The 19,407-nt window shown below is 61.3% G+C and carries 16 protein-coding genes and 1 pseudogene; 7 read left to right on the top strand and 10 right to left on the bottom strand.

Going from position 1 to position 19,407, the window contains the following annotated elements; all coding sequences use genetic code 11:
- Nucleotides 1-130 precede the first annotated feature (130 nt).
- Nucleotides 131-715, top strand: a complete 585-nt coding sequence (locus LCU97_RS09900; RefSeq protein ID WP_053147357.1) for a hypothetical protein — start codon at nucleotides 131-133, stop codon at nucleotides 713-715.
- 90 nt (nucleotides 716-805) lie between these two features.
- On the top strand, nucleotides 806-2,116 hold the full coding sequence (locus tag LCU97_RS09905) for a PQQ-dependent sugar dehydrogenase (protein WP_232776273.1): 1,311 nt from the start codon (nucleotides 806-808) through the stop codon (nucleotides 2,114-2,116).
- 45 nt (nucleotides 2,117-2,161) lie between these two features.
- On the opposite strand, the gene LCU97_RS09910 is transcribed toward LCU97_RS09905, so the two are convergent.
- The 5 genes from LCU97_RS09910 to LCU97_RS09930 all read right to left on the bottom strand — a co-directional run bounded on the left by LCU97_RS09910 (nucleotide 2,162) and on the right by LCU97_RS09930 (nucleotide 6,752).
- On the bottom strand, nucleotides 2,162-2,695 hold the full coding sequence (locus LCU97_RS09910) for a C40 family peptidase (RefSeq protein WP_053147352.1): 534 nt from the start codon (nucleotides 2,693-2,695) through the stop codon (nucleotides 2,162-2,164).
- Nucleotides 2,696-2,861: 166 nt separating this feature from the next.
- Complete coding sequence (locus LCU97_RS09915; protein ID WP_053147350.1) at nucleotides 2,862-3,488, bottom strand: C40 family peptidase; 627 nt, start codon at nucleotides 3,486-3,488, stop codon at nucleotides 2,862-2,864.
- Nucleotides 3,489-3,700: 212 nt separating this feature from the next.
- Nucleotides 3,701-4,405, bottom strand: a complete 705-nt coding sequence (hda, locus tag LCU97_RS09920; protein WP_053147348.1) for a DnaA regulatory inactivator Hda — start codon at nucleotides 4,403-4,405, stop codon at nucleotides 3,701-3,703.
- A 182-nt stretch (nucleotides 4,406-4,587) separates the two neighbouring features.
- Complete coding sequence (locus LCU97_RS09925; protein ID WP_053147346.1) at nucleotides 4,588-5,661, bottom strand: AI-2E family transporter; 1,074 nt, start codon at nucleotides 5,659-5,661, stop codon at nucleotides 4,588-4,590.
- Nucleotides 5,662-5,693: 32 nt separating this feature from the next.
- Nucleotides 5,694-6,752, bottom strand: coding sequence for a DUF2066 domain-containing protein (locus LCU97_RS09930; protein ID WP_053147343.1), 1,059 nt, complete (start codon nucleotides 6,750-6,752; stop codon nucleotides 5,694-5,696).
- A gap of 363 nt (nucleotides 6,753-7,115) precedes the next feature.
- Between LCU97_RS09930 and purM the strand changes: the two genes are divergently transcribed.
- The 4 genes from purM to LCU97_RS09950 all read left to right on the top strand — a co-directional run bounded on the left by purM (nucleotide 7,116) and on the right by LCU97_RS09950 (nucleotide 10,135).
- Nucleotides 7,116-8,174 carry a phosphoribosylformylglycinamidine cyclo-ligase gene (gene purM, locus LCU97_RS09935; protein WP_053147341.1) on the top strand — a complete coding sequence of 353 codons (1,059 nt, stop codon included), beginning with the start codon at nucleotides 7,116-7,118 and terminating at the stop codon, nucleotides 8,172-8,174.
- A gap of 11 nt (nucleotides 8,175-8,185) precedes the next feature.
- Nucleotides 8,186-8,836, top strand: a complete 651-nt coding sequence (purN, locus tag LCU97_RS09940; protein ID WP_053147453.1) for a phosphoribosylglycinamide formyltransferase — start codon at nucleotides 8,186-8,188, stop codon at nucleotides 8,834-8,836.
- Nucleotides 8,837-8,844: 8 nt separating this feature from the next.
- Nucleotides 8,845-9,558 carry a DUF3108 domain-containing protein gene (locus LCU97_RS09945; RefSeq protein ID WP_053147339.1) on the top strand — a complete coding sequence of 238 codons (714 nt, stop codon included), beginning with the start codon at nucleotides 8,845-8,847 and terminating at the stop codon, nucleotides 9,556-9,558.
- Nucleotides 9,559-9,940: 382 nt separating this feature from the next.
- Nucleotides 9,941-10,135, top strand: a complete 195-nt coding sequence (locus LCU97_RS09950; protein ID WP_232776275.1) for a hypothetical protein — start codon at nucleotides 9,941-9,943, stop codon at nucleotides 10,133-10,135.
- Nucleotides 10,136-10,264: 129 nt separating this feature from the next.
- On the opposite strand, the gene LCU97_RS09955 is transcribed toward LCU97_RS09950, so the two are convergent.
- From LCU97_RS09955 to cysM, 5 genes and pseudogenes are all read right to left on the bottom strand, one after another.
- Entirely contained in the window at nucleotides 10,265-10,804 is a 540-nt protein-coding gene (locus LCU97_RS09955) for a DUF2058 domain-containing protein (RefSeq protein ID WP_053147334.1), read from the bottom strand.
- Between the two features lie 26 nt (nucleotides 10,805-10,830).
- Nucleotides 10,831-11,663: pseudogene (gene mazG, locus LCU97_RS09960) on the bottom strand (nucleoside triphosphate pyrophosphohydrolase).
- 78 nt (nucleotides 11,664-11,741) lie between these two features.
- Entirely contained in the window at nucleotides 11,742-13,988 is a 2,247-nt protein-coding gene (gene relA, locus LCU97_RS09965; RefSeq protein ID WP_053147330.1) for a GTP diphosphokinase, read from the bottom strand.
- Between the two features lie 101 nt (nucleotides 13,989-14,089).
- Nucleotides 14,090-15,460, bottom strand: a complete 1,371-nt coding sequence (rlmD, locus tag LCU97_RS09970) for a 23S rRNA (uracil(1939)-C(5))-methyltransferase RlmD (protein WP_232776276.1) — start codon at nucleotides 15,458-15,460, stop codon at nucleotides 14,090-14,092.
- On the bottom strand, nucleotides 15,460-16,362 hold the full coding sequence (gene cysM, locus LCU97_RS09975; RefSeq protein WP_053147326.1) for a cysteine synthase CysM: 903 nt from the start codon (nucleotides 16,360-16,362) through the stop codon (nucleotides 15,460-15,462). Before cysM ends, rlmD begins: the two co-directional genes overlap by 1 nt.
- Nucleotides 16,363-16,655: 293 nt before the next feature.
- Here cysM and LCU97_RS09980 point away from each other — a divergent pair, with 293 nt between their 5' ends.
- A complete protein-coding gene (locus tag LCU97_RS09980; protein WP_053147324.1) occupies nucleotides 16,656-19,406 on the top strand; it encodes a response regulator in 2,751 nt (916 codons plus the stop codon).
- The last annotated feature ends 1 nt before the right edge of the window (nucleotide 19,407 follow it).

Raw genomic sequence — 19,407 nt, forward strand, 5'->3', positions numbered from 1 at the left:
TAAAGCTGCCGCAGGCTCAACGCCACTTATTGGCCCGAATCAATAAAGTGACGCCAATCTTGTGCCACGCTACAGCAAGTGATATCAAATGGGCATCACGACCCGATATCAATAACAAGAGGGCAAAAGCATGCAAGGCATGATCATCAGCAATCCGAAACTGGAATTCCTGCGCCCGGTCCTGGAGCGCTGGTTCGACTGCATCGACCGGTATAACGCCGTGCGTGGCGATAACGACACCCCTTACTGGTTCGATGAAAAAGCCAATTTGGGATTGCTCTCGGCGGCCGCCTGGATGGCCGAGATGGTCACGCTTCAGCACACCCCGACCCGCAAGCAGAATGAAGAAGGCGAGCGCAACGTCAGCGCCGACTTGTTCATCGCCAGCACCGATGAGCGCGCCTTCATCCAGGCCACCCAGCGTTGGCCGAAGGTCAAGAGCCTCAACCTGACCCAGCCCCTGAGCGAGGCCGCCAGCGATGCCAAACGCATCAGCTATGCCAGCGACCTGAAGCTGGGTTGTTTGTTCGTGGCGCCGCAGAAAGCCCAGCAAAGCACCACGCCCGAAGAGTTGCAGGACATGGTCGATGAACTGCAGAAGGAAAACACCTGCGCCGTTGCCTGGTACTTCCCCTATGCCTATCGCAAGTTGCGCAACGAAGCCGGCCACTACCACCCGGGCATCGCCGTGCTGTTCAAACAGGCCCACGGCTGATGCCATAAGGTCCTGGCATAACCACAGGTTGAACCATCCCCGGTCTACGCTTCTCTATGAATAACCACATGCATTCATAGGGAAGCCAGCATGCTCAAGCCACCTCATCTCCTGACCATCGCCCTCGCCGCAGGGCTTGTCGCTTGTGGCGAGTCTTCCACGCTGCAAGTCTCCGATGGCACCGGCCCATCGCCAAAACTGCCCGAACCGAACAAGACCCTGATCCCCACCGTGAACATCGCCGAAGCCGTCGGCTGGCCGGAAGGCGCCAAGCCAACGCCGGCCCAGGGCCTGCAAGTGGCGGCATTCGCCGAAGGGCTGGACCATCCACGCTGGCTCTATGTGCTGCCCAACGGTGACGTGCTGGTGGCGGAAACCAATGCCCCACCCAAGCCGGACGATGCCAAGGGCATTCGTGGCTGGGTGATGAAGAAGGTCATGGGCCGCGCGGGCGCGGGCGTGCCGAGCCCCAATCGCATCACGTTATTGCGTGATGCCAATCACGATGGCGTCGCCGAAACCCGCACGGTGTTCCTGGAAAATCTCAATTCGCCGTTCGGCATGACGCTGGTAGGCAGCGACTTGTATGTAGCCGACACCGATCGGCTGATCCGCTTCCCCTATAAGGAAGGCGATACGCAAATCAAGGCGCAACCCACCAAGGTCGTCGACTTGCCGGGCGGCACGCTCAACCATCACTGGACCAAAAACGTCATCGCCAGCCGCGACGGCAGCAAGCTGTACGTCACCACCGGCTCGAACAGCAACGTCGCGGAGAACGGTATGGAGGCCGAAGAGGGGCGCGCGGCCATTTGGGAGGTGGACCGCGCCAGCGGTAGCCACCGCATCTTCGCCTCGGGCCTGCGCAACCCCAACGGCCTGGCTTGGGAACCGCGCAGCGGAGCGTTATGGACGGCGGTAAACGAACGGGATGAGATCGGCAGCGACCTGGTGCCGGATTACATCACCTCGGTCAAGGACGGTGCCTTCTACGGCTGGCCATACAGCTACTACGGGCAACACGTCGACGCACGGGTAGAACCTCAAAACCCGGAAATGGTGGCCAAAGCCATCGCCCCGGACTATGCCGTCGGCCCACACACCGCGTCGCTGGGCCTGACCTTCGCCGAAGGCAGCAGCCTGCCCGCACCGTTTACCGAAGGAGCATTCGTCGGACAACACGGCTCATGGAACCGTAAGCCCCACAGTGGCTATAAAGTGATTTTCGTGCCGTTCAACGGTGGCAAGCCGACGGGTCAACCAGTCGATGTGCTGACCGGCTTCCTGAACGCTGACGAAAAAGCCCAGGGCCGCCCGGTGGGCGTGGTGATCGATAAGCAAGGTGGGTTGCTGGTAGCCGATGACGTGGGGAACAAGGTTTGGCGGGTGTCGGGAAAATAGTCCCCTGTGGCGCGGGGGAGTCACTCCCTCGCCACAACCCATGCATCAGGGATTACGCGCCAGGTGTTCCGGCTGCAGAACGCGCTTGGCACTGAGGTAGGCTTTTTGCCAATAGGCCTTGGACAAACTGTCGAGTTTGACCGTACCACCGGTAGCCGGCGCATGGACGAAACGGCCTTCTCCGACATAAATGCCGGCGTGGCTCACCTGGGAGCCGCCGTTGGTGGCGAAGAAAATCAGGTCCCCGCTCTGCAATGCGTCCTTGCCGACGTCCGGGGCTCGCATGCCGATCATTTCACGGGTCGAGCGCGGCAGGGAAATACCGGCTGCGTCGCGGTAGACGTAACCGATCAAGCCACTGCAATCGAATCCCGAGTCGGGCGTGTTGCCGCCCCAGCGATAAGGTGTACCCACCAGGCCCAGCGCTCTGAAGAGCACATCTTCGGCGGCCGGGGATATGGGCTGCGAAGGAGCAAATACGACCGGGGCCCGTACGGGTGCGGGGGCTGGAGCACGACTTGAACACGCGCCCAGCAGCGTGACGAGGAGCAGGAGAGCGAAGCGGGCCGGCGTCGACATAGGCGAAACAATCCTGATCGGGATTCGGCGTTTTCCACCGAAGGCATGAAAACAAGTCCGCCCGCGTAGTACGCAGGCGGATTGCCATCAATCAATGATCAAGGATTCTAGCGGCTATGAGGCAAACTTCAAGTAAGACTTTAAGTTTGCCTTATAAACTGTGCGCTTACTTGCGAGCAGTGACCACCGTCGGAGCCATGGCAAGGGCGCGCTTGGCTTCGATGAAGGTCTTGCTCCAGTAGCTGTCGCCGAGGCTGTCGATACGCACGCCACCGCTGCGACGACTGCTGGAATGGATGAACTGGTTGTCGCCCAGGTAAATGCCAGCATGGCTGACACGTCCACGACGCCCGTTGGTGCTGAAGAACAGCAGGTCACCCGGCTCCAGTTGATTGCGGGCTACCAGTGGGGCGTCGACGTTGATCATTTCACGCGTGGAGCGCGGCAGGTTCATGCCGGCTTCCTCGCGGAACAGATAACCGATGAAACCGCTGCAATCGAAGCCAGCCTCGGAGGTGCCGCCAAAACGGTAGCGCGTACCGATCAGAGACATGCCGCGCTCCAGGATGCTGTCGGCCAGCACGGGAAGCTGATAAGGCTTGTTGCTGGCGAAGGCCGCCAGCTCTTTGTCGGAAGCCACTTCTTCCTGGAACGCAACGGAGGAAGACTGGGCGGTAACGGAATTCTTGACCTGGGGTTGCTGCACTTGCTGGGTCACTGGAGAGTGGGCAGCGCAACCGAACAACAGGGTAACGAGTGCGAGAGGCACGAGGGGTGCGAAGCGATTTAGCATGGGCACGACCGTGGCTGTAGTTGTAAAGATGGCGAGACTATGCCCTCTATCGAAATCATTTGCAAATTCAATCGATAAAAATGTGACTTCCAGGTTTTGCCGCCACATCTAAGCGCTTAAGCCCATTTTGAATGACGCGTGGCCTGCAACCCAGCAGCGCCGCGGATTTCGCCCTGCGCAAAGCAGGCCAAGAGCCACTAGTCGGACAGGTTCTACCAGCCCAGGGTTTCTTTCAAAAATGGAATGGTCAGCTTGCGCTGGGCCTGAAGAGAGGCCTGGTCGAGACGTTCGAGCAATTCGAACAATGCACTCATGCTGCGAGTGCCACGAGTGAGGATAAAGTGTCCGACCTCATCGGTCAGGTGCAGTCCGCGCCGGGAGGCACGTAGTTGCAAGGCGCGGAGTTTGTCTTCGTCGGAAAGCGGCCGCATCTGGAAGATCAACGCCAGGGTGAGACGGGACTTGAGGTCCGCCAGCTTCACGGGTAGCTCCCGTGGCGACGTCGATGCGGCAATCAGCAAGCGCCGACCGCTATCGCGCAACCGATTGAACAGATGGAACAGCGCTTCTTCCCAGTCGGCCTTGCCGGCCACTGCCTGGAGATCGTCCAGGCAGACCAGCTCGTATTGCTCCAGGTTGTCGAGGATCTCGACACCACGATCCAGCAACTCGGCCAATGGCAAGTACACCGCTGGCTCACCCAACTGCTCGAACCTCAGGCAAGCCGCCTGCAACAGATGCGTACGCCCTACCCCATCCTTGCCCCAGAGGTAAATCAGACTCTCGGTCCAGCCGGCGTCGGCTTCGCATAGTCGCTCGACATAGCCGAGTGCAGCGGCATTGGCGCCTGGGTAGTAGTTGACGAAGGTGGCGTCATCACGCAGACGCACACCTAGGGGCAGCTGAATCGGTTTCATGCTGGCTGGACAGTTCCTGGGAACCGTTAGTGGCCTCTGTGTAAAGTTCGCAAAGTTTATACTCGTGAAGCGGGCCGCACAATGCGCCGGTCTGCGAGCAAAATCAAAGGTTTGCAACGGCAACGAGGCGCGGTGACGGTTTCGCTGACACCGGGGCGACCGCTCTCGTCGCTCATCCTGCCCTACAGATCGGGCTCTTCGACACCACTGTAGAGGTCCGAATCCTTGTACAGGTCACGCGCATGGCGCACCAGCACCATGATGACGGCCGCCACCGGCAGCGCCAGCAAAATCCCGGTAAAACCGAACAACTCGCCACCCGCCAAAATCGCGAAGATCACCGCCACGGGATGCAGGCCAATGCGATCCCCCACCAGCAACGGAGTCAACACCATACCCTCGAGGGCCTGGCCGACCATGAATACCGCCACGATGCCGATCATGGGATAGAGATCCCCGCCGAACTGGAACAACCCGGCAATCAACGCCGCGCCAATACCGATCACGAACCCCATATACGGCACGATGGCCGCCAGCCCCGCGATCATGCCGATCAACAGGCCCAACTCCAGCCCCACCAACATCAGCCCCGCCGCGTAGATGAAACCCAGCGCCACCATCACCAGCAACTGCCCGCGCACGAACGCACCCAGTACCTCGTGACACTCGCCAGTGAGGGTCATGATCCGCTCCTCACGATGACGCGGCAGCAGAATGCGGATCTTGGCCATCATCAGGTCCCAGTCACGCAGCAGATAAAAGCTCACCACGGGGATCAACACAAGATTCGCCAGCCAGCCGATCAGCGCCAGGCTGGAAGCGGTGGCCTGGCTCAGCACCACGCCGACGATGTCGGTGGTCTGGCCCATGTGCTCGCTGATGGCAGCCTTGACCCTGTCGAATTTCCAGAAGCCGTCGGCCAGGCCCAGCTTGGACTGCACCCATGGCACCGCCGTGTGCTGCAGCCAGTCGAGCATCTGCGGCGCCAGCTCGTACAGGCGCAGCAGTTGCTTGGCCAGCATGGGGATCAATACCAGCAACAGTGCGCCAATGATCAGGGTGAACAAGGCAAACACCGCCACCACACCCCAGGTTCGAGACAAGCCGAGTTTTTCCAGGCGATCCACCACTGGATCGAACAGGTAAGCCAACAGCAGCGCGACCAGGAACGGCGTCAGGATCGGATGCAACAAATAGATAAACGCGAACAGCAGGGCGACCCCACCCAACCAGAACCAACGCCGCGTATCGCCCATGAACCACTCCTGGCTATATAGAAGAAAGAAATTTACCAGCGAAACCGCAGGTTGGCCGTCGGCGCGGGGGCCGGCGCTGCGACTGGAACCGAACCGTCCGCGGCCGGTTGCGGCGCGGGTACCGGCGCGACAGCCTCTCCAGCCGGAATTTCCTGGAGTTTCGCCAGGGCCAGCTGCGCCTTCAGTTGCTCTGCGCTGCCGTTGACCCGATAGACGATCCGGTCCCCTTCCACACGCTGCAACTGCCCGCCGAACGGCTCGAGCAAACGCCCGAGCGCAGCATAACGCTCGAAATTCATGCCCTGTACTTCCAGCAACTGTTCAGTGGCCACTCCTGGCTTGGCGACGAAACGCGGAGCCAGACGCTGACTCACCGCCAGCATCACCGCGTCGGCCAACGCAGCTGCATCGGCGCCCTGGACGCTGCCCTGTTCGCGCTGATCTCCCAGCCACAGCCGCCATGTCCCGCGCCATTGGCCGCCCTCCTCCTTGGCATGGACCGCCAGCAAGGCATCGGCGCCATAACGCTCCGACACATCGCGCAACGGTGCCGGATCAGTGCCTTCCAGATTCGGTGCAGTGGCGACGATCTGCTCGCTCAAGTCCGCCAACGGCAGCTGCAACGGCAAGCCGCGATGCTGGGCGGCGCGGCGCAGCGGCGTGGCGCTGGCCTGGCCATCACCCACCAGGCTTGACCCTTCCGTCGAATCGTTCAGCCACCAGCCAAGGATCGAAGGACGATTCGCGCCCCACAGCGACAGCCCCGCCGAACGCAAGGCGCGATCGGTACTCGCCGGATCGAAATCCACCTTGAGGCTCTCGGGAGGGCCGGCGTCATAGCCATATTGAAGAATGATCTGCTGCGGATCCTTGCGGATCGCCTCCAAGCCAGGATTCTGCACGGCCTTGGCGTCGCCGGTCAGGCGCAGCACCAGCGTGTCCAGGGCGCGTAGCGTCGCCTGATTACGCTCGTCGGGCGACTGGCTGCTGACAGGCTCATACACTTGATAAAGGCCATTGAGGGTTTCGGCATGGCTCGCCAGGCTGATCAACGACAGGCAGCCCACAGACAAGAATTTGAACAGACGCATGGAAGATTCCCGAGCATGGATGGCTGGAACAGGCCGAGTGAAGAAAACGAGCATGGATGTGACCACCGCTTGCGGCAAAACACTCACGCACCGATGGAAGTTTTGCACGGTCGTCACAATAGCCGGTTACGACTACACCTTATACAGCCGCGCCGCGCAGCACCAATAGAAGAAATCTCGGTTTTTTCCATGGATATGGCCCTGCCCGTCGGCGCGAGGATGGCCGCTGCCCGACAAGCCTGATAAAATCGCGCGCCTTCGCAGACCGGCAACGGCTGGGCACCCGGAATCATCCGCACAACGGTTGTTCACGGCCCGGCGACCGGTCGTTACCCAGAAATCCCCCCTTTAAAGGCCTGGATCATGAGCAAGCAACCCTCCCTGAGCTACAAGGACGCCGGTGTAGACATCGACGCCGGTGAAGCATTGGTCGAACGCATCAAGAGCGTCGCCAAGCGCACTGCGCGCCCTGAAGTCATGGGCGGCCTGGGCGGTTTCGGCGCCCTCTGCGAGATCCCGGCCGGCTACAAACAACCCGTGCTGGTCTCGGGCACCGACGGCGTGGGCACCAAGCTGCGCCTGGCCCTGAACCTGAACAAGCACGACAGCATCGGTATCGACCTGGTGGCCATGTGCGTGAACGACCTGGTCGTCTGCGGCGCCGAGCCACTGTTCTTCCTCGATTACTACGCCACCGGCAAACTGAACGTCGACACTGCCGCCCAGGTCGTGACCGGCATCGGCGCCGGCTGCGAGCTGTCCGGCTGCTCCCTGGTCGGTGGTGAAACCGCCGAGATGCCAGGCATGTACGAAGGCGAAGACTACGACCTGGCCGGTTTCTGTGTCGGCGTCGTGGAAAAAGCCGAGATCATCGACGGTTCGAAAGTCGCCACTGGCGATGCCCTGCTGGCACTGCCCTCCTCCGGTCCTCACTCCAACGGCTACTCGCTGATCCGCAAGATCATCGAAGTGTCCGGCGCCGACATCGAAAACACCCAGCTCGACGGCAAGCCGTTGACCGACCTGCTGATGGCCCCGACCCGCATCTACGTCAAGCCGCTGCTCAAGCTGATCAAGGAAACGGGCGCCGTCAAGGCCATGGCTCACATCACCGGCGGCGGCCTGCTGGACAACATTCCACGCGTGCTGCCAAAAGGCGCCCAGGCGGTAGTCGACGTGGCGAGCTGGACCCGTCCGGCGGTATTCGACTGGCTGCAGGAGAAGGGCAACGTCAATGAAACCGAAATGCACCGCGTACTGAACTGCGGCGTGGGCATGGTCATCTGCGTGGCCCAGGAGCACGTCGAGACCGCCTTGAACGTGTTGCGTGAAGCCGGCGAACAACCTTGGGTCATCGGCCAGATCGCTGCTGCGGCCGAAGGCGCTGCCCAGGTCGAGCTGAAAAACCTTAAGGCTCACTGATGCAAGAACGGATGTCTGCAACCTGTGACGTCGTGGTGCTGTTGTCCGGCACCGGCAGTAACTTGCAGGCCCTGATCGACAGCACGCGGACCGGAGACAGCCCGGTCCGTATCCGCGCGGTGATCTCCAACCGCGCCGATGCCTACGGCCTGCAACGTGCCAGGGATGCGGGTATCGACACCCGCGTTCTGGATCACAAGGCATACGAGGGGCGCGAAGCCTTCGACGCCGCGCTGATCGAACAGATCGACGCCTTCAGCCCCCACCTGGTAGTCCTTGCCGGCTTCATGCGCATCCTCAGTGCCGGCTTCGTGCGTCACTACCAGGGGCGCCTGTTCAATATCCACCCTTCGCTGCTGCCCAAATACAAAGGGTTACACACTCACCAGCGCGTACTGGAGGCCGGAGACACGGAGCATGGCTGCTCGGTGCACTTCGTCACCGAGGAACTCGATGGCGGACCACTGGTCGTACAGGCAGTAATACCGGTAGAGTTGCACGACACGCCGCAAAGCCTGGCACAACGGGTCCACGCCCGGGAACACCAGATCTACCCGATGGCCGTGCGTTGGTTTGCCGAAGGAAGGCTGACCCTCGACGATCGTGGTGCCTCGCTGGACGGCCAGTTACTCGCCGCCAGCGGCCATTTGATTCGATACTAGGAGATTTTATGCGTCGCGCCCTGCTCTTCGCCTGCGCCCTGCTTGCCCTGCCTCTGGCACAGGCTGCGGAGCTTCAACCCTTCTCCGCCAGCTACACCGCCGACTGGAAGCAGTTGCCCATGAGCGGCACCGCCGAACGAAGCCTGACCAAGGAGGCCAACGGCACCTGGAAGCTGAGCTTCAAGGCATCGATGATGATTGCCGGCCTGACGGAAGAAAGCACCTTGACCCTGGACAAGGACACCCTGCTGCCACAGTCCTACCACTTCGAGCGCAGCGGCCTGGGCAAGGCCAAGAAGGCCGACCTGGACTTCGACTGGAGCACGAAGATGGTCACCGGCACCGATCGCGGCGACGCGGTGAAGCTGCCGCTGAACCGTGGCATGGTGGATAAATCCACTTACCAGTTGGCCCTCCAGCACGATGTGGCCGCTGGCAAGAAGAGCATGAGTTACCAGGTGGTCGATGATGGCGAAGTCGACACCTACGATTTCCGTGTATTGGGCGCCGAGAAGGTCGAAACCAAGGCAGGCCAGATCGACGCGATCAAAGTCGAGCGTGTACGCGATCCGACCCAAAGCAAACGCATCACCGTGCTCTGGTTCGCCAAGGATTGGGACTACCTGCTGGTACGCCTGCAGCAGGTCGAAACCGACGGCAAGGAGTACAACATCATGCTCCAGGACGGTACGGTCAACGGCAAGACCGTGAAAGGCAGCTGATCAACACGTAACACCAGGAAGCCCCGCCAATGCGGGGCTTCTTTTTGCCCGTCATTTCATGCACAACACCTGCCCCTGTGGGAGCGGGCTTGCTCGCGAAGGCGGTGTGTCAATCACTACCTGACTGCCTGACGCACCGCATTCGCGAGCAAGCCCGCTCCCACAAGAGGTCTGCGTGTTTTAAGGAATACCGTGCAACATGAAACCTTTTTCATGAGCCATTCCTGCGACCGAATGCCGCGCACCGTCGGGCCTGTAGCACCGCTGCGCTTTCCATGAAAACTTCTTAACCGACCGAAGCATTTACTTAGCAGGCTACGCAAACCTATAACAAAGCCCTGCACACGCCTTGCTGCAGATGACAAAGATTGGAGTTTGCAAGATGACTGTGAAAGTAAATGAACGCGACGATGCCCACATGTCCCACGAAGCCATTGCCGCCGGGATCCGGATCTGGGATGTGATTCAGCAGGACCTGTTGGTGGGTATGTTCCATTCCGAGACGGATGCGAACCGCTATAAGGCCGAGCTGGAGAGGCAGGAAAGACAGCGCTCGGGTGAAGCGGCAGAATCCTGAAGATGGAAACACTTGTGGGAGCGGGCTTGCTCGCGAAGGCGGATGACCAGCCAACATTCAGTCGACTGACACACCGTCTTCGCGAGCAAGCCCGCTCCCACAGGTTTCGCGTTTACCTTACCGTCCTGTTTACCACATCAGATCATCAGGAATCTGATACGCCGCATACGGATCGTCGGCATCCACTTCTTCGGTCTGGGTGTTGAGCTGGACGATGCGCTTGGGATCGCGCTCCTGGATCTTCAGCGCGGCCTCGCGCGGGATCACTTCGTAACCACCGGCATGGTGGACAATCGCCAGCGAACCGCTGCTCAGCTTGTTGCGCATCAGGGTATTGACCGAAATGCGCTTGACCTTCTTGTCATCGACGAAGTTGTAGTAATCGTCGGTGGTCAGTTTCGGCAGGCGCGAAACCTCGATCAGCTGCTTGATCTGGGCTGCACGCGCCTTCTGCTCGGCCTTTTCCTGCTGCTGGCGGTTGAGCTCCTGGTCGCGCTTGAGCTTCTCGGCCATGGCTTCCTGGGCGGCGCGTTGCTGGGAGTCGTCCAGTTCGATCTGGCCTTTATGGGCCAGACGCTGTTGTTTCTGCTTCTCTTTGCCGACCTGCTTGACCTGCTTTTGGTTGACCAGCCCTGCTTTGAGCAACTGGTCGCGAAGGGAAAGGCTCATGATGCTTACTCACTTAGGCAACGGCCTCAGCCGCAGCTGGGCAAATTCTTTTCCTGACGTTTGGCTTCGCCCCACAAGGCGTCCAACTCTTCGAGGGTGCAATCTTCCATGGGACGGTGGGTGTCGCGCAATGCCTGTTCGATAAATCGGAAGCGTCGCTCGAACTTCCCATTGGCGCCGCGCAGGGCGGTTTCCGGGTCGACCTTGAGGTGCCGGGCCAGATTGACGACCGAAAACAGCAGATCACCGATTTCCCCGGCCACCGCAGCCTGATCGTTTTCCGACATGGCTTCGAGCACTTCGTCCAGCTCCTCACGAACCTTATCGAAGACCGGCAACGGACCCGCCAGTCAAAACCGACCTGGCCCGCACGCTTTTGCAATTTCGCCGAACGGGACAGCGCCGGCAGGGCCGCTGGCACATCATCGAGCAATGACAACTGCTCGGGGGCCGAAGCCTTCTCGGCCCGTTCCTCGGCCTTGATTTCTTCCCAGCGATGCTTGACCTGTTCTTCGCTCAGGCGCGGCATGTCCAGGGGAGCGTAAAGGTCCCCGGTGGGAAACACATGGGGATGACGACGGATAAGCTTGCGGGTGATGCTGTCGACTACACCGGCGAATTCGAAGCGGTTTTCCTCCCGGGCCAGTTGGCTGTAATACACCACCTGGAACAACAAATCGCCCAACTCACCCTGCAAGTGATCGAAGTCGCCGCGCTCGATGGCATCGGCTACTTCATAGGCTTCTTCCAGGGTATGGGGGACGATGGTTGCGTAGGTTTGCTTGATGTCCCACGGGCAGCCGTAATGCGGATCGCGCAGGCGGCTCATCAGGTGGAGCAGGTCTTGGAGGCTGTACATAAATCATCCCATCACACAAAAACCTTGTGGGAGCAAGCTTTGCTCCCACAAGCTCACTCCCACATTTTCGGACTGCGCTTACCCCGGCGTCCGGTTACGCCGGGTCTCGATGATGTTGGGCAACTGGGAAATCCGTCCCAGCAACCGCCCCAACGCATCCAACCCCGGAATCTCGATGGTCAAGGACATCAACGCAGTGTTGTCTTCCTTGTTCGAGCGGGTATTGACCGCCAGCACGTTGATTCGCTCGTTGAGCAGCACCTGGGACACGTCACGCAGCAATCCGGAGCGGTCATAGGCACGGATGATAATGTCCACCGGATAGGTGAGCACCGGCACCGGCCCCCAACTGACCTGGATGATCCGTTCCGGCTCACGACCGGCCAGTTGCAGCACCGAGGCACAGTCCTGACGGTGAATGCTCACGCCACGGCCCTGGGTGATGTAACCGACGATGGCATCCCCCGGCAATGGCTGGCAGCAACCGGCCATCTGGGTCATGAGGTTGCCGACACCCTGGATCTGGATATCGCCGCGTTTGCCCGGCTTGTAGCCGGCGGCCTTGCGCGGAATCAGCTCCAGTTGCTCGTTGCCGCGCTCCGGCTCCACCAGTTGCTGGGCCAGGTTGACCAGTTGCGCCAGACGCAGATCGCCAGCACCGAGGGCGGCGAACATGTCTTCGGCGGTTTTCATGTTGGCCTTTTCGGCCAACTTGTCGAAATCCACCTGCGGCAGGCCCAGACGACTCAGCTCGCGCTCCAGCAGGGTCTTGCCGGCGGCGACGTTCTGGTCACGCGCCTGCAGCTTGAACCAATGGACAATTTTCGCCCGCGCCCGTGACGTGGTGATATAGCCCAGGTTCGGGTTCAGCCAGTCGCGGCTCGGCGTGCCGTGCTTGCTGGTGATGATCTCGACCTGTTCACCGGTCTGCAAGCTGTAGTTGAGCGGCACGATCCGCCCGTTGATCTTGGCGCCACGGCAGTTATGGCCGATCTCGGTATGGACCCGATAGGCGAAGTCCAGCGGTGTCGCGCCCTTGGGCAAGTCGATGGCATGCCCGTCGGGGGTGAAGATATAGACCCGGTCCGGCTCGATATCCACCCGCAGCTGTTCCGCCAGGCCGCCGATATCACCCAGTTCCTCATGCCATTCGAGGACCTGGCGCAGCCAGGAGATTTTTTCTTCGTAGTGGTTGGAGCCGGACTTGACGTCGGTGCCTTTGTATTTCCAGTGCGCGCAGACACCCAGCTCGGCTTCCTCATGCATGGCGTGGGTGCGGATCTGCACTTCCAACACCTTGCCCTCGGGGCCGATCACCGCAGTGTGCAGCGAGCGGTAGCCGTTTTCCTTGGGGTTGGCGATGTAATCGTCGAACTCCTTGGGAATGTGTCGCCACAGGGTATGGACGATCCCCAGGGCGGTATAGCAGTCGCGCATTTCCGGGACCAGTACGCGAACGGCCCGCACGTCGTAGATCTGGCTGAACTCCAGGCCCTTGCGCTGCATTTTGCGCCAGATCGAATAGATGTGCTTGGCCCGGCCGCTGATATCGGCTTCCACGCCGGTGGCCTGCAATTCTTCACGCAACTGGGTCATCACGTCGGTGATGAAACGCTCACGATCCAGGCGTCGCTCATGCAACAGCTTGGCGATCTGCTTGTACTGGTCGGGTTCCAGGTAACGGAAGGACAAGTCCTCCAGCTCCCACTTGATGTGACCGATACCGAGACGGTGGGCCAGGGGCGCATAGATGTCGAATACCTCCCGGGCGACGCGATTGCGTTTTTCGTCATCAGCGGACTTCACCGCACGGATCGCACAGGTCCGCTCGGCCAGCTTGATCAACGCGACGCGCACGTCGTCGACCATGGCCACGAGCATCTTGCGCAGGTTTTCCACCTGGCCCTGAGTGCCCAGGACCATGGAGTGGCGCGGGCTCAGACTGGCGCTGATGGCGGCCATGCGCAGCACGCCGTCGATCAGTTTGGCGACGACGGCACCGAAGCGCTGACTGACCACCGGGAGCGGGATCTGCCCCTCACGCACACCGCGGTAGAGCACCGCGGCCACGAGGGAATCCTGGTCGAGCTTGAGGTCGGCGAGGATCTCGGCAATCTCCAGGCCCGTATGAAAACTCGAGGTGCCTTCGGACCAGAGGTTCTTCGCCGCATTGTGTTGCTGTTCCGCCTCGCGAGCGAACTCGCAAGCTTCCTTCAAGGCTTCGCGATCCAACGCCATGTCGATGCTGACCGCGTGATCGAGCCAAGCCTCGAGATTGATACTGCCGTCAGTGTTGATCGGCTGGTGTGCTCTCACCTGTACCATCTTTACTTACCTTCCCTATGACGCAGATTCAATGCGTCAACATCGCTGACCTTCGTTGTCCGTGCTTCCGCCCAGGACTGTAGCGGGTTGGCACGAACGGGTCAGTCGGACAAGCCATCCTGGCTCGCTTCAAATAACGCCATGGCCTCGACATGCGCCGTCTGAGGAAACATATCGAGAATCCCGGCACGTTTTAACCGGTAGCCCTGCTTGATCAATTCGACCGTGTCCCGGGCCAAAGTTGCCGGGTTGCACGATACATATACCAACCGCCCGGCACCCAGGGATGCCAGTTTGCGCACCACCTCGAAAGCACCGTCACGGGGTGGGTCCAAGAGTACCGCAGAAAAGCCCTCGCCGATCCATTCGGCCCCCGCCAGGGGCTGGGATAAATCGGCCTGAAAAAAGGCAGTGTTATGCAAATTGTTGCTGAGCGCATTCGTCGCCGCCCGGTCCACCATAGTCTGCACACCTTCGACGGCGACTACTTGACGCACCTGCCTGGCGAGCGGCAGGGCGAAGTTGCCCAGGCCACAGAACAGATCCAGGACTCGCTCCTCAGGTTGAGGAGCAAGCCATTGCAGGGCCTGGGCAATCATCGCCTCGTTGATGCCGGCGTTCACCTGGATGAAATCCCCCGGTCGATAGGCCAGCTCCAGGTCCCAGGTATCCAGGCGATAACCCAGGGTCTGGCCGGGCTCCACCGGTTGCGGCTCTCCCTCGCCATGAAGCCACAACTGGGCCTCATGGAACGCGCAGAAATCCTTGAGGATCGTCAGGTCGGCCTCCGATAGCGGTGCCATGTGCCTTAGCAACACCGCCAGGGACGAGCCGGCGAACAATTCCACATGGCCCAGCGCCTGGGGTTTGCTCAGGCGCCTGAGCATATCCGGCAGACGACTCATGATCGGTTGCAAGGGCTGTACCAGCACGGGGCAATCGCCAATGGCGACGATGTCCTGACTGCCGGCGGCACGGAAACCCACCTCGAGCTTCTTCGCTTTCTGATCCCAGCGCACGGCCACTCGGGCGCGACGTCGATAAGCGAACTCCGGCCCGCTCAGCGGCGCGGCCCATTCCTGAGGTTCGACGCCGGCCACCCGCGACAACTGCTCGGCGAGCATGCGCTGTTTCAGGGCGAGCTGTTCGTCGTGGGGCAAATGCTGGACGCTGCAACCACCGCATTGGCCGGCATGGGCGCAAGGTGCCGGGCGGCGCAGGTCACTGGCCTGAAATACGCGCTCGGCGCGCGCTTCGACTACTTTGCCATGGGCGCCGAGCACCCGTGCCTCGACTTCCTCGCCGGCCAAGGCGCCGATAACGAACCAGGTACGGCCATCGACAAAGCCAATGCCCCGGCCATCGTTGGCCAGACGTTCGATGCTCAAGCGCTGCTTTTTGCCAGTGGGCACCTGGGGGGCCCGGCTTCCGCCGCTGGGCTGGAAGCGCAGGCCTCTTTCATGCCTGGCCATCAGTTGGGCGCGTCGAAAATGCCGGTGGACAGGTAACGGTCACCCCGGTCGCAGATGATCGCGACGATCACCGCGTTTTCAACTTCCTTGGACAAGCGCAGCATGCCCGCCACGGCACCGCCCGAAGACACGCCGCAGAAAATACCCTCTTCCCGGGCCAGCCGACGGGTCACGTCCTCGGCCTCACTCTGGGCCATGTCGATAATGCGGTCCACGCGCTCGGCCTGGTAGATCTTCGGCAGATATTCCTCGGGCCAGCGACGAATGCCCGGAATGGCCGAGCCCTCCATCGGCTGCAGACCGATGATCTGCACGCCCGGGTTCTGTTCCTTGAGGTAGCGCGAGGTTCCCATGATGGTACCGGTAGTGCCCATCGAACTGACGAAATGGGTAATGGTGCCGCCGGTCTGGCGCCAGATCTCGGGGCCGGTGCTGGTGTAGTGGGCCTCGGGGTTGTCGCCGTTGGCGAATTGATCCAGCACCTTGCCACGCCCTTCGGCCTGCATGCGCTCGGCCAGGTCCCGGGCGCCTTCCATGCCCTCGTCCTTGGACACCAGGATCAATTCGGCACCGTAGGCGGTCATCGCTGCCTTGCGTTCGGCGCTGGAATTGTCGGGCATGATCAGGATCATCTTGTAGCCCTTGATGGCCGCCGCCATGGCCAAGGCGATTCCGGTGTTGCCGGACGTCGCCTCGATCAGGGTATCGCCGGGCCGGATCTGTCCACGCAGTTCACCCCGGGTGATCATCGACAGCGCCGGCCGATCCTTGACCGAACCCGCCGGGTTGTTCCCTTCGAGCTTGAGCAAAAGCGTGTTGCTGGTGGCGCCAGGCAGGCGCTGCAAACGGACCAGCGGGGTGTTGCCGACGCAATCGGCGATGGTGGGGTACTGCAATGTCATGGCGTATTCGCAATCCGGGCTGCGGGGGCGCCTATCATACCGGCAAACGTTGCCAGGCCATATCACGCAAAGTGTGGTGGTTATGGCTTATGGGAATAAGCGAGCCAAGGTGGTGACGAGTGAGCTTGCTTGCGCCTGCCTGCGTAGCGGTTCCAAAGCTTGAGCAGGTAAAGGCACCGCAACCGCGACGTGAATTTTACGAAGATTGCCCATCCGCAAATCGCTACACTGCGCAGGTATTGCATGCCGGATGCGTGCAAGTTCGATCTGACCGCTGGATGCAGGAGACAAGTGTGCTCAAGAAACTGGGAATCAAAGGCCGCGTACTGCTGCTGACCCTGCTGCCGACCAGCCTGATGGCGCTGGTCCTGGGCGGCTATTTCACCTGGATGCAGCAATCTGACCTGCACGCCCAGTTGCTGCAACGCGGCGAAATGATTGCAGAACAGCTTGCACCACTGGTCGCACCGGCCATGAGCCGCCAGGACACCGACCTGCTGGAGCGCATCGCCACACAATCCCTGGAGCAGACGGACGTGCGCGCCGTGACGTTCCTCGCGCCCGATCGTACGCCGTTGGCCCATGCGGGCCCGACCATGCTCAACCGGGCCCCGGAGGGCAACAGCGCCCAATTGCTGCAACGCACCGGCAACGACGCCACGCGCTATCTGCTGCCGGTCTTCGGCAAGCACCGCAACCTGGCCGGCGAACTGATACCCGAAGAAGCCGACCGCCTGCTGGGCTGGGTCGAGCTGGAACTGTCCCACAGCGGCATGTTGCTACGCGGTTACCGCAGCCTGTTCGCCAGTCTGTTGTTGATTGCCGCCGGCCTGGGCCTCACCGCGCTGCTGGCCCTGCGCATGGGCCGCACCATCAATCGGCCGTTGAGCCAGATCAAGCAAGCCGTGACGCAACTCAAGGACGGCCACCTGGAAACCCGCCTGCCACCCTTGGGCAGCCAGGAGCTGGATGAGCTGGCGTCGGGCATCAACCGCATGGCCAGCACCCTGCAGAACGCCCAGGAAGAATTGCAACACAGCATCGACCAGGCCACCGAAGACGTGCGCCAGAACCTTGAAACCATCGAGATCCAAAACATCGAGCTGGACCTGGCCCGCAAGGAAGCCCTGGAGGCGAGCCGGATCAAGTCCGAATTCCTGGCGAACATGAGCCATGAGATCCGTACGCCGCTCAACGGCATCCTGGGCTTCACCCACCTGCTGCAGAAAAGCGAGCTGACCCCGCGCCAGCTCGACTACCTGGGCACTATCGAGAAATCCGCCGACAGCCTGCTGGGCATCATCAACGAGATCCTCGACTTCTCGAAGATCGAAGCCGGCAAGCTGGTGCTCGACAGCATTCCCTTCAACCTGCGGGACCTGTTGCAAGACACCCTGACCATCCTCGCGCCTGCCGCCCACGCCAAACAACTCGAGCTGGTGAGCCTGGTCTATCGCGACACCCCGCTGTCGCTGGTGGGCGACCCGCTGCGCCTCAAGCAGATCCTCACCAACCTGGTGAGCAACGCCATCAAGTTCACCCGCGAGGGCACCATCGTCGCCCGTGCCATGCTCGAAGATGAGCTCGAAGACAGCGTGCAGCTGCGTATCAGCATCCAGGACACCGGCATCGGCCTGTCGAGCCAGGACGTTCGGGCGCTGTTCCAGGCGTTCAGCCAGGCCGACAACTCACTGTCCCGGCAACCGGGCGGCACTGGGTTGGGCCTGGTGATATCCAAGCGCCTGGTGGAACAGATGGGCGGCGAGATCGGCGTCGATAGCACACCGGGCGAAGGCTCGGAATTCTGGATCAGCCTGCGCTTGCCCAAGACCCGTGATGACGCGGAAGACCTGCCCGGCCCGCCGTTGCTGAACCGCCGCGTGGCCCTGCTGGAAAACCATGAACTGGCCCGCCAGGCCTTGCAGCACCAGTTGGAAGACTGCGGTCTGCAGGTCACACCGTTCAACACGCTGGAAAGCCTGACCAACGGTGTGACCATCGCTCACCAGACCGACCAGGCCATCGATCTGGCGGTGCTGGGCATCACCAGCAACGACATGCCCCCTGAGCGCCTCAACCAGCATGTCTGGGATCTTGAACACCTGGGCTGCAAGGTCCTGGTACTGTGCCCTACCACCGAACAGACGCTGTATCACCTTTCAGTACCCAACCCCCACAGCCAACTGCAGGCCAAGCCGGCCTGTACCCGCAAGTTGCGCCGGTCGCTGTCCGACCTGATCAATCCACGTCCACCCCGCAACGAACCCAGCGAACCGGTGGCCAGCCGTGCGCCCAAAGTGCTGTGCGTGGACGACAACCCGGCCAACCTGCTGCTGGTACAAACCCTGCTCGAGGACATGGGTGCCAAGGTGCTGGCGGTGGAAAGTGGCTATGCAGCGGTCAAGGCCGTGCAAAAGGAAACCTTCGACCTGGTCCTGATGGACGTCCAGATGCCCGGCATGGACGGGCGACAGAGCACCGAGGCGATCCGCCAATGGGAAAGCGAGCGGCACTGCACGCCACTGCCGATCGTCGCCCTCACCGCCCATGCCATGGCCAACGAAAAACGTGCCTTGCTGCAAAGCGGCATGGACGACTACCTGACCAAACCCATCAGCGAACGCCAGCTGGCTCAGGTGGTGCTCAAATGGACCGGCCTGGCCCTGCGCAACCAGACGCCGGAGCGAAGCAACGAAGCCCCGGGCAGCGGTGAACTGCTGGTGCTCGATCACGAAGAAGGCCTGCGTCTTGCCGCCGGCAAAGCCGATCTGGCGGCGGACATGCTGGCCATGTTACTGGCCTCCCTGGAAGCGGATCGCGAAGCGATTCGCCAGGCCAGCGAAGCCAACGACCACAACGCCCTGATCGAGCGGGTCCACCGCCTGCATGGCGCGACACGTTACTGCGGCGTACCTCAATTGCGTGCCGCCTGCCAGCGCAGCGAAACCCTGCTCAAGCAACAGGATCCGAAAGCCGCTGCCGCCCTGGAAGACCTGGACCATGCCATCGATCGTCTGGCCAGCGAGGCACGCGTGAGTGCCTGAC

Source organism: Pseudomonas uvaldensis, from assembly GCF_021271205.1.
Taxonomy (GTDB): Bacteria; Pseudomonadota; Gammaproteobacteria; order Pseudomonadales; family Pseudomonadaceae; genus Aquipseudomonas; species Aquipseudomonas uvaldensis.

Bases quoted from the DNA above. Each gene is read 5' to 3' on its own strand.
- LCU97_RS09900 (WP_053147357.1), top strand. From the start codon at position 131: ATGCAAGGCATGATCATCAGCAATCCGAAACTGGAATTCCTGCGCCCG.
- LCU97_RS09905 (WP_232776273.1), top strand. From the start codon at position 806: ATGCTCAAGCCACCTCATCTCCTGACCATCGCCCTCGCCGCAGGGCTT.
- LCU97_RS09910 (WP_053147352.1), bottom strand. From the start codon at position 2,695: ATGTCGACGCCGGCCCGCTTCGCTCTCCTGCTCCTCGTCACGCTGCTG.
- LCU97_RS09915 (WP_053147350.1), bottom strand. From the start codon at position 3,488: ATGCTAAATCGCTTCGCACCCCTCGTGCCTCTCGCACTCGTTACCCTG.
- hda (WP_053147348.1), bottom strand. From the start codon at position 4,405: ATGAAACCGATTCAGCTGCCCCTAGGTGTGCGTCTGCGTGATGACGCC.
- LCU97_RS09925 (WP_053147346.1), bottom strand. From the start codon at position 5,661: ATGGGCGATACGCGGCGTTGGTTCTGGTTGGGTGGGGTCGCCCTGCTG.
- LCU97_RS09930 (WP_053147343.1), bottom strand. From the start codon at position 6,752: ATGCGTCTGTTCAAATTCTTGTCTGTGGGCTGCCTGTCGTTGATCAGC.
- purM (WP_053147341.1), top strand. From the start codon at position 7,116: ATGAGCAAGCAACCCTCCCTGAGCTACAAGGACGCCGGTGTAGACATC.
- purN (WP_053147453.1), top strand. From the start codon at position 8,186: ATGTCTGCAACCTGTGACGTCGTGGTGCTGTTGTCCGGCACCGGCAGT.
- LCU97_RS09945 (WP_053147339.1), top strand. From the start codon at position 8,845: ATGCGTCGCGCCCTGCTCTTCGCCTGCGCCCTGCTTGCCCTGCCTCTG.
- LCU97_RS09950 (WP_232776275.1), top strand. From the start codon at position 9,941: ATGACTGTGAAAGTAAATGAACGCGACGATGCCCACATGTCCCACGAA.
- LCU97_RS09955 (WP_053147334.1), bottom strand. From the start codon at position 10,804: ATGAGCCTTTCCCTTCGCGACCAGTTGCTCAAAGCAGGGCTGGTCAAC.
- relA (WP_053147330.1), bottom strand. From the start codon at position 13,988: ATGGTACAGGTGAGAGCACACCAGCCGATCAACACTGACGGCAGTATC.
- rlmD (WP_232776276.1), bottom strand. From the start codon at position 15,460: ATGGCCAGGCATGAAAGAGGCCTGCGCTTCCAGCCCAGCGGCGGAAGC.
- cysM (WP_053147326.1), bottom strand. From the start codon at position 16,362: ATGACATTGCAGTACCCCACCATCGCCGATTGCGTCGGCAACACCCCG.